12 protein-coding genes are annotated in these 12,457 nt (G+C 61.9%); 8 read left to right on the forward strand and 4 right to left on the reverse strand.

The window, feature by feature from the left end; all coding sequences use genetic code 11:
• Positions 1-84: 84 nt before the first annotated feature.
• The 8 genes from hrcA (at position 85) to pabB (ending at position 9,985) form a co-directional block, all read left to right on the forward strand.
• Positions 85-1,167, forward strand: a complete 1,083-nt coding sequence (hrcA, locus tag P3T23_RS19010) for a heat-inducible transcriptional repressor HrcA (protein ID WP_429317694.1) — start codon at positions 85-87, stop codon at positions 1,165-1,167.
• Between the two features lie 156 nt (positions 1,168-1,323).
• The gene (hemH, locus tag P3T23_RS19015; protein WP_429317695.1) at positions 1,324-2,397 is read left to right on the forward strand and encodes a ferrochelatase; all 1,074 of its coding nucleotides are present in this window, start codon (positions 1,324-1,326) and stop codon (positions 2,395-2,397) included.
• 55 nt (positions 2,398-2,452) lie between these two features.
• Positions 2,453-2,860, forward strand: a complete 408-nt coding sequence (locus P3T23_RS19020) for an RNA-binding S4 domain-containing protein (protein WP_429317696.1) — start codon at positions 2,453-2,455, stop codon at positions 2,858-2,860.
• A gap of 483 nt (positions 2,861-3,343) precedes the next feature.
• On the forward strand, positions 3,344-3,919 hold the full coding sequence (grpE, locus tag P3T23_RS19025) for a nucleotide exchange factor GrpE (RefSeq protein ID WP_429317697.1): 576 nt from the start codon (positions 3,344-3,346) through the stop codon (positions 3,917-3,919).
• A gap of 49 nt (positions 3,920-3,968) precedes the next feature.
• Positions 3,969-4,514 carry a thioredoxin family protein gene (locus tag P3T23_RS19030; protein WP_429317698.1) on the forward strand — a complete coding sequence of 182 codons (546 nt, stop codon included), beginning with the start codon at positions 3,969-3,971 and terminating at the stop codon, positions 4,512-4,514.
• Between the two features lie 156 nt (positions 4,515-4,670).
• Positions 4,671-6,626, forward strand: a complete 1,956-nt coding sequence (dnaK, locus tag P3T23_RS19035; protein WP_429317699.1) for a molecular chaperone DnaK — start codon at positions 4,671-4,673, stop codon at positions 6,624-6,626.
• A gap of 256 nt (positions 6,627-6,882) precedes the next feature.
• Entirely contained in the window at positions 6,883-8,019 is a 1,137-nt protein-coding gene (gene dnaJ / locus P3T23_RS19040; protein ID WP_429317700.1) for a molecular chaperone DnaJ, read from the forward strand.
• Positions 8,020-8,044: 25 nt separating this feature from the next.
• Positions 8,045-9,985, forward strand: a complete 1,941-nt coding sequence (gene pabB, locus P3T23_RS19045; RefSeq protein WP_429317701.1) for an aminodeoxychorismate synthase component I — start codon at positions 8,045-8,047, stop codon at positions 9,983-9,985.
• A 44-nt stretch (positions 9,986-10,029) separates the two neighbouring features.
• Here pabB and P3T23_RS19050 read toward each other — a convergent pair whose 3' ends face one another.
• From P3T23_RS19050 to folK, 4 genes are all read right to left on the reverse strand, one after another.
• Entirely contained in the window at positions 10,030-10,167 is a 138-nt protein-coding gene (locus P3T23_RS19050; RefSeq protein ID WP_429317702.1) for a hypothetical protein, read from the reverse strand.
• Between the two features lie 190 nt (positions 10,168-10,357).
• The gene (gene panB / locus P3T23_RS19055; RefSeq protein ID WP_429317703.1) at positions 10,358-11,173 is read right to left on the reverse strand and encodes a 3-methyl-2-oxobutanoate hydroxymethyltransferase; all 816 of its coding nucleotides are present in this window, start codon (positions 11,171-11,173) and stop codon (positions 10,358-10,360) included.
• A 32-nt stretch (positions 11,174-11,205) separates the two neighbouring features.
• Positions 11,206-11,886: a deoxynucleoside kinase gene (locus tag P3T23_RS19060; RefSeq protein ID WP_429317704.1), complete on the reverse strand. Its 681-nt coding sequence runs from the start codon at positions 11,884-11,886 to the stop codon at positions 11,206-11,208.
• Complete coding sequence (folK, locus tag P3T23_RS19065) at positions 11,883-12,431, reverse strand: 2-amino-4-hydroxy-6-hydroxymethyldihydropteridine diphosphokinase (protein WP_429317705.1); 549 nt, start codon at positions 12,429-12,431, stop codon at positions 11,883-11,885. The genes P3T23_RS19060 and folK overlap by 4 nt, the downstream gene beginning before the upstream one ends.
• Between the last annotated feature and the right edge of the window lie 26 nt (positions 12,432-12,457).

Consider the following 12,457-nt stretch of genomic DNA (forward strand, 5'->3'; position numbering starts at 1 on the left):
ATAGAAAGCTGATGACAGGTTGATGGTCGGGGCGCTGCCTGGACTTCGTGCCGTAGCCTGCGCAACGCGCCGCGCGGCCGCACGATGGTCCTGAAGCTTCCCGTTATTGCTCGCTGTCGCGCAGGCATTGCGCTAAAATTTTCCTTCATGCTAGATCCTCGCGCACAAACCCTCCTCAAAACGCTGATCGAGCGCTATATCGCTGAAGGTCAGCCGGTCGGCTCGCGCACGCTGTCGCGGTACTCGGGCCTTGAACTGAGCCCGGCGACGATCCGCAACGTGATGTCTGACCTCGAGGACCTGGGGCTCGTGATCAGCCCGCATACGTCGGCGGGAAGAATTCCGACGCCGCGCGGGTATCGCCTGTTTGTCGATACCATGCTGACCGTCGAGTCCGCCGCCGACGAGGAAGCCGTCATGCGCACCGTCAAAACGACGTTGCAGGTCGGCGAGCCGCAGAAAATTGTCGCAGCTGCGGCGAGCGTGCTGTCCAATCTGTCCCAGTTTGCGGGCGTGGTACTGACGCCGCGGCGCAGCCACGTGTTCAAGCAGATCGAGTTCATGCGCCTGTCCGACAAACGCATTCTGCTGATCATCGTGACGCCCGAAGGCGATGTGCAGAACCGCATGATGGCGACGCAGCGCGACTTCTCGCCATCGCAGCTCACCGAAGCCTCCAACTACATCAATGCGCACTTCGCCGGCTTGTCGTTCGACGAGGTGCGGCGCCGCCTGCGCGAAGAAATCGACGAACTGCGCGGCGACATGACCACGCTGATGCACGCCGCCGTCACCGCGAGCACCGATGAGGCCGACACGGGCGAGACGGTGCTGATCTCCGGGGAGCGCAATCTGCTCGAAGTGGCCGATCTTTCGTCGGACATGGCGCGCCTGCGCAAACTGTTCGATGTGTTTGATCAAAAGACCAGCCTCCTTCAGTTGCTCGACGTGTCGAGTCACGCGCAGGGCGTGCAGATATTTATCGGCGGCGAGTCGAATCTCGTGCCGATCGAGGAAATGAGCGTCGTGACCGCACCGTATGAGGTGAACGGCAAGATAGTCGGCACGCTTGGCGTGATCGGGCCGACCCGAATGGCCTATAACCGCGTGATTCCGATCGTCGATATCACTGCGCGGCTTCTGTCCATGACCCTCAGCCAGCAGTAACTGCCCGACGCGCCGCTCGTCCCTGCATGTCTATGATGCGCGGCATCGCACGCCGCGCCAATAGCCCGGAAGGCCAGGTATCGGCAGGAAATCGCGCCGCTATAATGGGTCCCATCTGAACCGTTTCAATCAGTACGCCACCAGAATCCATTGATCATGCGTTTCGACCTCGAGCGGCCTTCGCAGTCCGCCACGTCACATCGTGTCGCGGTGCTGCTGATCAATCTCGGTACGCCCGATGCGCCGACGCCACGTGCCGTACGGCGCTACCTCGCGCAGTTCCTGTCCGATCCACGCGTGGTCGAGATCCCGGCCGTGATCTGGCAGGTGATCCTGCGCCTGTTGATCCTGCCGTTTCGCGGTCGCGCGTCGGCGAAGAAATACGCCGCTGTCTGGATGCCGGAAGGTTCGCCGTTGCGCGTACATACGGAGAAGCAGGTGGAAGCGTTGCGGCACCTGTTGCAGCTGAACGACTACCAGGTGATCGTCGATTACGCGATGCGCTACGGCACGCCGGGCATTCCGGCAATGCTGAACCAGTTGAAGCTGGCGGGCGCCGAGCGCGTGCTGCTGATGCCGATGTATCCGCAGTACTCGTCGTCGACCACAGCCACTGCGTTCGACGATGCATTTGTCGCGTTGGGTCGCATGCGCAACCAGCCGGAAATCCGGACTGTGCGTCACTACTGCGATCATCCGGCCTACATCGCCGCACTGGCAGCGCAGGTTCACCACTATTGGCAAACGCACGGCCATCCGGATTTCGCAGCGGGCGACAAGCTGGTTCTCAGTTTCCATGGCGTGCCGAAGCGCACGCTCGATCTGGGGGACCCGTACCACGAGCAGTGCCAGCAGACAGCGGCCTTGCTGATGAATGCGCTGCGCGTGACGCCGGTGGAGTGTCGCGTTACGTTTCAGTCGCGTTTTGGCCGCGCTGAATGGCTGCAGCCTTACACCGCGCCGACCCTGAAGGAACTGGGTTCCGCAGGCGTGCGCCGTGCGGATGTCTTTTGCCCCGGATTTACCGCCGACTGCCTCGAAACCATCGAGGAAATCGGCATCGAAGTTCGCGACGAGTTCCTGCATGCCGGTGGCCGCGAGTTTCACCGGATTCCATGCGTGAATGCTTCGCAGGCGTGGATCGCCGCGCTCGGCGAGATCGTCGCGCAGCACCTGCAGGGCTGGCCGGTGGTGCAGCCGGTCGCAGCGCACGGGGCGGCGGTCGCATGAGTGTCGATTGCACGGTGGCGCGCCGCCCGGCGTCTTTTACTTTGGACGTGCTCCAGTGAATTACAAAATTTCGACCGAACCGGGTGCGCGCCTGCGCATCGACAAATGGCTTTGGGCCGCGCGCTTCTTCAAGACGCGCTCGCTGGCGACGGATGCCGTCGAAAAAGGACGGGTGCGGATTGACGGCGCGCAGGTGAAGCCGTCGAAGGATGTGCGGGTCGGCGACGCGGTCGAAATCGAGATTGAACGGATCGTGTGGCAGGTGGAAGTACTAGGAATCTGCGACGTGCGCGGGCCAGCGAGCATCGCGCAGACGCTTTACGCGGAAACGGCGGCGGGTAGGGAAAAGCGCCTGCTTGAACTGGAGCGGCGCAAGACGTATCGCGAACCGGCGGCCGCCATGCACGGGCGGCCGACCAAGCGCGACCGGCGCATTATCGACAAACTTTCAGGTGGGGATTGAACAGTTGTTCCATCGTGGCGTGCACGCCACCATACTCGGTCGTGCTTTCGTTCACGGCGCCGGACAGGCATATTGTCGTGGTGCCCGCGATGAGCACGAGGGCGACCACCGATATTGCAAACATCAGTTTCACGGTGTTCCCCGAAGTCTGCCGGTAGGAAAAAAGCGATCTGTCAGAGTGGTGAGGCAGATTACGCTTCGTTAGGGTAAACGTGCCTTTTCGGACGCTTAAGAGAAGTTTAGGTCACTGGTTGATGCCGCTCAATCTCAATCTGATGGCAGCTGCGTAATCGTTGTTACGGCCCGTTTCGGCGCACGGTTGCGGTGCGAAAACACCGGTGGACCGGCTTGAAATCCTCGATCTGGACCCCATCTGCACCGTCGGTAAGCGCGGCTTCGTTGCTTTTTCGCAACGTCTGTTTCAGCGCTGCGTTAGCAGGAAGACGCTGCTGCAGTTTTTATTTTTTTATGACTTTCAGCGACATGGAAAACACGCAAGAGAACCCGACTGGCCAGAACGCCACGCCTGCTGACGAAAACGGCCGCACGGCCGCTGAAGCTGGCACGGTCGATCAACAGGACATTGCGCCTGAAGCGGCGCCGGCTGGCGCAGAGGTCGCTCTGGCCGAAGCGCAGGCAAAGATCGGCGAACTGCAGGAAAGCTACCTGCGCGCAAAGGCCGAAACGGAAAACGTGCGCCGCCGGGCGCACGAAGACGTAAAGAAAGCGCACAAGTTCGCGATCGAAAGCTTCGCCGAACATCTGCTGCCGGTGCTCGACAGCCTCGAGGCTGCGCTTGCCGACAACTCCGGCGATCTGGCGAAAGTCCGCGAAGGCGTCGAGTTGACGCTGCGCCAGTTGACCGGCGCGCTCGAGAAGGGCCGCGTCGTCGCATTGAACCCGGTCGGCGAGAAGTTCGATCCGCATCGTCACCAGGCCATTTCGATGGTGCCGGCCGAACAGGAGCCGAACACGGTCGTCGCCGTGCTGCAAAAGGGCTACGTGATCGCCGATCGCGTGCTGCGGCCGGCGCTGGTGACGGTCGCGGCGCCGAAGTAAGCGGCCTCGTCAATCGCCGTTCAGCGCCGCTTCGAGAAACGTCACGACCATGGGCAATATTCCCGTCGACTCCACGGCATTCGCCGTCTTCGACATGCAGGAATTGAGCGCCGCATTGTTCGACGCAGGCCTCGCATCGGCCGGGGACGACCTCGCGGTCGTCTTCTTCTGGGGTCTCGACTGCTTCAACTGTGAGATTGCCAAGAAAGCGATGCTCGCCCAGCCGGATGCGATCCGGGCGCTTGGCCTGAAATGGTTTCACAGCAACGTCTACGAGCACCGCGAGTTGGGCCGCCGGTTCGTGCTCCATGGCGTGCCCACGTGGTACTTCTTCCACCGCGGCAAGCGGCTTGGTCGGGCGACGGGCTGGCATGGCCTCGCGCAGTTCGAGGCAGCCGTGGCAGCAGCGCGTGAGAAAATTCGTGGGGCGGCCATCGGTGGGGCGGCCGCTGGTGGGGCGACCGTTAGCGGTCCGGTCGACCGCTCAGCCAACGGCAGCGGGCAGGCGGACGCCGCTGCAACCGTCAGCGTGACAGATCGCGCCCCGGAAGGCACCGTTTCGCCGGAAACCACGGCCACCGGCTCAGGCGATTGAAAATATTTAATGACCGCATAGCGTTCAGGGTCTTGAAAACGATGCGGTTGCACTTATTTTGAGTGCAGGTATGAATTGAAGGCGGGATGCGCCGCACAGTCCAGCGGACAAAAGCGCGCGTCCTGCAGCGATCAAAGTTCAGGAGATCAGGAAAAAATGGGCAAAATCATCGGCATCGACCTCGGCACCACCAATTCGTGCGTGGCGTTGATGGAAGGTAATACCGTCAAGGTGATCGAAAACTCGGAAGGCGCCCGTACGACGCCGTCGATCATCGCTTACATGGACGACAACGAGATTCTCGTTGGCGCTCCCGCCAAGCGTCAGTCGGTCACGAACCCGAGGAACACGCTGTTCGCGGTCAAGCGTCTGATCGGTCGTCGCTTCGAAGAAAAGGAAGTGCAGAAAGACATCGGCCTGATGCCGTACAAGATCATGAAAGCCGACAACGGCGACGCATGGGTCGAAGTACGCGAGCAGAAGCTGGCGCCGCCGCAAATCTCGGCGGAAGTGCTGCGCAAGATGAAGAAGACCGCTGAAGACTACCTCGGCGAGCCGGTCACGGAAGCAGTGATCACGGTTCCCGCGTACTTCAACGACAGCCAGCGCCAGGCCACCAAGGACGCAGGCCGCATCGCCGGTCTGGAAGTGAAGCGGATCATCAACGAGCCGACCGCTGCCGCACTCGCGTTTGGTCTCGACAAGGCCGAAAAGGGCGACCGAAAGATCGCCGTGTTTGACCTCGGGGGCGGTACGTTCGACATTTCCATCATCGAAATCGCAGACGTTGACGGTGAAATGCAGTTCGAGGTGCTCTCGACAAACGGTGATACGTTCCTCGGCGGTGAAGACTTCGACCAGCGCATCATCGATTACATCATTGGCGAATTCAAGAAGGAGCAGGGTGTCGACCTGTCGAAGGACGTGCTCGCGCTGCAACGCCTGAAGGAATCGGCCGAAAAGGCCAAGATCGAACTGTCGTCGAGCCAGCAGACTGAAATCAATCTGCCGTACATCACAGCCGATGCGTCGGGTCCGAAGCACTTGAACCTGAAAATTACGCGTGCGAAGCTCGAAGCGCTGGTCGAAGAACTGATCGAGCGCACGATCGAACCGTGCCGCATCGCTATCAAGGACGCGGGCGTGAAGGTCAGCGAGATCGACGACGTGATTCTGGTCGGCGGCATGACGCGCATGCCGAAGGTGCAGGAGAAGGTGAAGGAATTCTTCGGCAAGGAGCCGCGTCGTGACGTGAACCCGGACGAAGCCGTGGCCGTGGGCGCCGCGATTCAGGGTCAGGTTCTGTCGGGCGACCGCAAGGACGTGCTGCTGCTCGACGTGACTCCGCTGTCGCTTGGCATCGAAACGCTCGGCGGCGTGATGACGAAGATGATCAACAAGAACACGACGATCCCGACGAAGCACGCGCAGGTGTATTCGACGGCGGACGACAACCAGGGCGCCGTGACGATCAAGGTGTTCCAGGGTGAGCGCGAAATGGCAGCGGGTAACAAGCTGCTCGGCGAGTTCAACCTCGAGGGCATTCCGCCTGCACCGCGCGGCGTGCCGCAGATCGAAGTGAGCTTCGACATCGACGCGAACGGCATTTTGCACGTCGGCGCGAAGGACAAGGCGACCGGCAAGGAAAACCGCATCACGATCAAGGCGAACTCGGGTCTGTCGGAAGCTGAAATCGAGAAGATGGTGAAGGACGCGGAGGCGAACGCGGAAGAAGATCACAAGCTGCGTGAACTGGCTGATGCCCGCAACCAGGGCGATGCACTCGTCCACAGCACGAAGAAGGCGCTGACGGAATACGGCGACAAGATCGAAGCGGCCGAGAAGGAAAAGATCGAAGCTGCGCTGAAGGAGCTCGAAGAAACGCTGAAGAGCGGCTCGAGCGATAAGGCGACGATCGAGGCGAAGATCGAAGCGGTGGCCACGTCGTCGCAGAAGCTCGGCGAAAAGATGTACGCCGACATGCAGGCCGCTCAAGGTGCTGCGGGCGCCGCTGGTGCGGCAGGTGCAGCGGGCGGTGCGTCCTCGGGTGGTGCGAGCCAGCCGGAAGACGACGTCGTCGACGCCGAGTTCAAGGAAGTGAAGAAGGACTAAGCCGGGTTGAACTTTAACCAGACGGCTGCGCGTCGGAAGCGATGCGCAGCCCGGCTGCAAGACGGTCTGGGCCCGGTTGGGCACACGAACGGTTAACGCGCCTGGCGAGCCTTTGGGCTCTCCGGGCACATTTGTTTTATGGAGGGCGCGACTTTTGTCCCGCTATCTGGGTAAAAGTCACGGCCGGACGAGTCGCGAGACTCCAGCATTCACAAGGAGCCGCCGCGCCGGATTGCGCGGCTGGCGTTGAACCGATATGGCGAAACGGGATTATTACGAGGTTCTGGGCGTCGCAAAGAACGCGAGCGACGACGAAATCAAGAAGGCTTATCGCAAGCTGGCGATGAAGCATCACCCCGACCGCAATCCGGGCAACAAGGATGCGGAAGAGCATTTCAAAGAGGTGAAGGAAGCCTATGAAATGCTGTCGGACTCGCAAAAACGCGCGGCGTACGACCAGTACGGCCATGCTGGCGTGGATCCGAACATGGGCGCGGCCGGGGCGCAAGGCTTCGGCGGCTTTGCCGATGCGTTCGGCGATATTTTCGGCGACATCTTTGGTCAGGCTGCCGGCGGTGCCGCACGTGGTGGTCGCGCGGGTCCGCAGGTGTATCGCGGCGCCGATCTGCGCTACAGCATGGAAATTACGCTCGAACAGGCCGCTCACGGTTATGACACGCAGATTCGCGTGCCGAGCTGGGTTTCGTGCGAGATCTGCCACGGCTCCGGTGCGAAGCCGGGCACCAAGCCGGAAACCTGTCCGACCTGTAACGGCTCGGGCGCGGTGCGGATGTCGCAGGGTTTCTTCAGCATCCAGCAAACCTGTCCGAAGTGCCATGGCACCGGCACCTACATTCCTGAACCCTGCACCCATTGTCACGGCGCGGGCAAGACCAAGGAAACCAAGACGCTGGAAGTGAAGATTCCGGCCGGCATCGATGACGGCATGCGTATCCGTTCGGCGGGTAACGGTGAGCCGGGTGTCAATGGCGGTCCGTCGGGCGATCTGTACGTCGAGATTCACATCAAGCAGCACACGGTGTTTGAGCGCGACGGCGATGACCTGCATTGCCAGATGCCGATTCCATTTACGACGGCAGCGCTCGGCGGCGAGATCGAGGTGCCGACACTTGCAGGTCGCGCAAGCTTCACGGTGCCGGAAGGTACGCAGTCGGGCAAGACGTTCCGTTTGCGCAGCAAGGGTATCAAGGGGCTGCGCTCGAGCATCGCGGGCGATCTCTATGTGCACGTCCAGGTCGAGACGCCGGTCAAGCTCACGGAGGCGCAGCGCGAAATCTTGCAACAATTCGAGAAGTCGCTCATCGAGGGTGGTGCGAGACATAGCCCGCAAAGCAAGAGCTGGTTCGACCGGGTGAAGAGCTTCTTCGATTAATGGCAGTCTGAAGTTGGCGGTATTCATGGTGAGGGACGAACGCGACTCCGTGTTCGCATTGCTCGACGACTGCGACTCGACCACGGCTCATCGGTCGAGCCGGCTTTACACGGGCTTCGTGCATGAGCGGGTGTGTATGAACCCGGCCGAACTCGATCAGGTGTGCAAGGCTGTGGCGGCTGACACGCGTAACGGCTTGCACGCCGTTGTGCTCGGCAATTACGAGTTCGGCCGTGATCTGGTCCAGGGCAATGCCCTTCGGTCGCCCCACGGGGACTTCCTCCGGTCGTCCCACAGGGACTTCCTCCGGTCGCATCTAACGCAGCGTGGTGACGCCACGCTGCGTTTTTTATTGTTCACTCGCTGCGAGAAGCTCTCTTGCGACGAGGTCGACGCGTGGCTTGCTAAACACGACAGCGGAGCGGACGAACCGTCGGTCGCGGGTACGGCTGGCGTGCAGGAGAGCGTCGACTATGCAGAGTTCGAACAGGCCATCGCAGGGGTTCACGAAGCGTTGCGCGCTGGCGATTCGTATCAGGTCAACTACACATATCGCCTCGGGTTCGATGTGTTCGGCACGCCCCTTGCGCTGTACCGCCGGCTGCGGGCAATGCAGCCAGTGCGCTATGGGGCGCTGATCGCGCTGCCCGACGATCGGTGGGTGCTGTCGTGCTCACCGGAACTGTTTGTCGAAAAGGCGGGCAGCACGCTGCGCGCGCGTCCGATGAAAGGCACCGCGCCTCGTTCGGCGGATACCGTCGCTGACAGGGGCGCGGCCGAATTCCTTGCGACCGATCCCAAGAACCGCGCCGAGAACGTGATGATCGTCGATCTGCTGCGCAACGATCTGTCGCGGGTTGCGGAGATCGGATCGGTCGCGGTGCCGGCGCTTTTTTCCGTCGAGCCGTACGCTTCGGTGTGGCAGATGACGTCGACGATCGAAGCACGCCTGCGTGCCGGGACGTCGTTCGCGGACATGATTCGCGCGCTGTTTCCGTGCGGTTCGATTACCGGCGCGCCGAAGCATCGCACGATGCAACTGATCGACGCGCTGGAAAGCACGCCACGCGGTCTTTATACCGGTGCGATTGGCTGGCTCGATGCTACATCCGCCGCCGACACTGCCGACATCCTGAACGATACGTGCGGCGATTTCTGCCTGTCGGTGGCGATCAGGACATTGACACTGGATGCACCAGCCAACACCAGCCAGCGACGTGGAACGATGGGCATCGGCGCAGGCATTGTGCTCGACAGCGTCGCCGCCGATGAATACGCGGAGTGTCGATTGAAGGCCCGCTTCCTGACCGAAGCCGATCCTGGCTTCCAGCTTTTCGAAACGATGTACGCGACACGCGAGAGCGGCGCGCGGCATCTGGAGCGCCATCTTGCACGGATGGGTTCAAGTGCCGCGTGGTTTGGTTTCAGCTTCGACGAGGCGGCGCTGCGTGACCGGATTGCCGCGCAGTGCGCGCAGCTAGCGGCATGGACGCCCCATCGGTTGCGCCTTGCACTCAATAAAAAGGGTGCCGTGGAATTGATTGCCGCACCGCTCGCACCGTTGCAGAACGACGTGGTGGACGTGCTGCTCGCGCCCGACCACGGTTACGCGCCGACGCAGGCACAAGACGCGTTGCTGCTTCACAAGACCACGCACCGCGCGGAATATGATCGTGCGTGGCACGAAGCGGAGTCGAAGGGCGCCTTCGATATGCTGTTCTTCAACGAACGCGGAGAGTTGACCGAGGGCGGCCGGACGACCGTCTTCGTTAAACTCGACGGGCGGTGGTGGACGCCGCCGTTGTCGTCGGGGGTGTTGCCCGGGGTGATGCGCAGCGTGCTGCTCGCGGACGCCAGCATGGAGGCGCGCGAACGGGTCCTGTTACGGCCGGACGTGTTGCGTGCTGAGGCGCTCATGCTATGTAACGCGCTACGCGGCGCGGTTCCGGCAAGGCTCGTCGCCTGATCGGTGCGCTCAGGCGTGGCTGGCCTACTCGAAACGTCGCGTGTTCAGGTGTGACCCACATGGAGCACCCGTAGCAGCCACGCAGTCAGACGCCGCGCGTAGTGCCTGCTGTCGGGCACGTCGTGCGGCAGCGTGGAATGATCGCGGATGCCCGCGACGTCGATCAGGCAGAAGGGGCTCATGGTTGTCTCCCGTTTTTCGTCGGTACGCGGCAGCGCCACCCGCGCTACGCTAACGACAAGACGAAGACACACGCCCCGGTTTGCATGCAAGGTCAATCCGGCCCGAACGATTCCCGCTGTCGACGACGGGTTTTAGCCGATTCTGGCGAGGCCGAACGTCGACGCAGGACCGTCGCGGCCCCGGAGGACATCAAAACGTATGTTCCGGTCCCGGGAACGACCCATCCTTCACCGCGCGCACATACGCCTCCACGGCGGCGGGAATCCCCGTCTGCCCCTGCATGAAATCCTTCACGAAGCGCGGACGCTTGCCGGGAAAAATGCCGAGCATGTCATGCAGGACCAGCACCTGACCCGAACAGTCGGCGCCTGCACCGATGCCGATGGTCGGGATCGTCAGCTGCTTGGTGACCTCTGCCGCGAGTAGCGTCGGAATCGCTTCTATCACGATCAACTGCGCGCCGGCATCCTGCATCGCGCGCGAATCGCGCAGCAGCTGGCTGGCGCCAGCCTCTGTCTTGCCCTGCACCTTGAAGCCGCCGAACGCATGCACTGACTGCGGCGTGAGCCCGACGTGCGCGCACACCGGAATCGACCGCTCCACCAGAAAGCGCACCGTGTCGGTGAGCCACTCGCCGCCTTCGAGCTTCACCATCTGCGCGCCGGCGCGCATCAGCTTCACTGAACTCTCGAAAGCATCCGCCGGCGTGCCGTAAGTGCCGAACGGCAGATCGGCGACGATCAGCGCCGATGGCCGCGCGCGGGCAACGCAGGCGGTGTGATAAGCGATATCGTCGAGGGAGACCGGTAGCGTGGTGGTATGTCCCTGCAGCACATTGCCGAGCGAATCGCCGATCAGCAGCACATCGACGCCAGCGCGATCCAGCAGCGCCGCGAAGCTTGCGTCATAGCAGGTGAGCATCGCGATTTTTTCGCCGGCTTCGCGCATCGCCTGCAGCTTCGGCACGGTAATGGCGTTCCGGCTCGTTTCCTGCAAATAGGTCATGACAGTCCGTAGGGGAAGAGAAGCACTGCCGCTTACAGCGACGTGCCTTTGACAAAGAACTCCTTGCGACCGCGCATCGACTCCATGCGTTCGATCAGCAGTGCAAGGTCCGCGTCCGATTCGAGCGGGTTCAGGTGTTCGGCGTTGACCGTCAGCACAGGCGCGCGGTCATAGTGATAGAAGAACTCGTTGTACGCGTCGCAGAGCGCACGCAGGTATGCATCGGAGATCTGCAGTTCCATCGGCACCGCGCGCTTCTGGATGCGCGAGAACAGCACCTCCGGACTCGCCTGCAGATAGACCACGAGATCCGGGTTCGGCCCCTGCGCATCGATGCGCGCAGACAGCGCACGATAGAGCAGCCATTCGTCTTCAGGCAGCGTGAGACGCGCGAAGACATCGTTCTTCTGCGTCATGAAGTCGGCGATGAGCGGCGTGCCGGCAGAATGGATCGTTGCGATTTCCTGCACCTGCTGCGCGCGTTGCAACGCGAAGTGCAGTTGCGTCGGCAAAGCGAAGCGCGTTGTATCGCGATAGAAGCGTTCGAGAAACGGGTTGTCCTGCGGCCGCTCGTAGACGCCATGCATCGACCAGCGCTCGGCGAGCCGCTGCACAAGCGACGACTTGCCGACGCCAATCGGACCTTCGATCGCAATATAGCGGACGGGCGGCCGCAGGTGCGGCGCGGTAACGGTGAGCGGCGGCGCATTCATCGGCAGCCGCCCCCGGACGATTCAGCATTCTTGCCGGCGAGGGCGCCCAATATCGGACACTGACACGGCGACTTCAACTTTTCGATGCGCTGCGAAGCGACGGATGCAAGCAGCGCATCGGCGCGTCCATGTTGCGGGATGACGATCGCTGCGTCGATTTCGACAAGCGGCACGAGCGCGAAAGCGCGCTCGGTCAGACGGGGGTGCGGCACAATCAGGTCCGGTTCGTCGATGCAGTGATCGCCGTATAGCAGGATGTCGAGATCGAGAGTACGCGGTGCGTTACGAAAGGGGCGCTCCCGGCCGAACTGATGTTCGATCCTGTGACAAAGCGCGAGGAGGTGGCGCACAGGAAGCGTCGTTTCGAGCTTCACGACGCAATTGAAGTAGTCGTCTCCGCCCGCATCGATCGGGGCAGTGCGATAAAAGCTCGACTTCGCGAGCACGGCGATGGTGTGCTGTTGTGCGAGGCACACCACTGCGTCTTTCAGGGTCTGGCGCGCATCCCCGAGATTCGCGCCGAGGCCGAGATAAGCAACCGTCATGGCATAGCTTCCTGCGACTTTCGTTC

It is taken from the genome of Paraburkholderia sp. GAS448 (assembly GCF_050435685.1).
Taxonomy (GTDB): Bacteria; Pseudomonadota; Gammaproteobacteria; order Burkholderiales; family Burkholderiaceae; genus Paraburkholderia.

What these genes read in the sequence shown, in the direction of transcription:
- hrcA (WP_429317694.1), top strand. Translation starts at nt 85, where the DNA reads ATGGTCCTGAAGCTTCCCGTTATTGCTCGCTGTCGCGCAGGCATTGCG.
- hemH (WP_429317695.1), top strand. Translation starts at nt 1,324, where the DNA reads ATGCGTTTCGACCTCGAGCGGCCTTCGCAGTCCGCCACGTCACATCGT.
- grpE (WP_429317697.1), top strand. Translation starts at nt 3,344, where the DNA reads ATGGAAAACACGCAAGAGAACCCGACTGGCCAGAACGCCACGCCTGCT.
- P3T23_RS19030 (WP_429317698.1), top strand. Translation starts at nt 3,969, where the DNA reads ATGGGCAATATTCCCGTCGACTCCACGGCATTCGCCGTCTTCGACATG.
- dnaK (WP_429317699.1), top strand. Translation starts at nt 4,671, where the DNA reads ATGGGCAAAATCATCGGCATCGACCTCGGCACCACCAATTCGTGCGTG.
- dnaJ (WP_429317700.1), top strand. Translation starts at nt 6,883, where the DNA reads ATGGCGAAACGGGATTATTACGAGGTTCTGGGCGTCGCAAAGAACGCG.
- pabB (WP_429317701.1), top strand. Translation starts at nt 8,045, where the DNA reads ATGGTGAGGGACGAACGCGACTCCGTGTTCGCATTGCTCGACGACTGC.
- P3T23_RS19050 (WP_429317702.1), bottom strand. Translation starts at nt 10,167, where the DNA reads ATGAGCCCCTTCTGCCTGATCGACGTCGCGGGCATCCGCGATCATTCC.
- panB (WP_429317703.1), bottom strand. Translation starts at nt 11,173, where the DNA reads ATGACCTATTTGCAGGAAACGAGCCGGAACGCCATTACCGTGCCGAAG.
- P3T23_RS19060 (WP_429317704.1), bottom strand. Translation starts at nt 11,886, where the DNA reads ATGAATGCGCCGCCGCTCACCGTTACCGCGCCGCACCTGCGGCCGCCC.
- folK (WP_429317705.1), bottom strand. Translation starts at nt 12,431, where the DNA reads ATGACGGTTGCTTATCTCGGCCTCGGCGCGAATCTCGGGGATGCGCGC.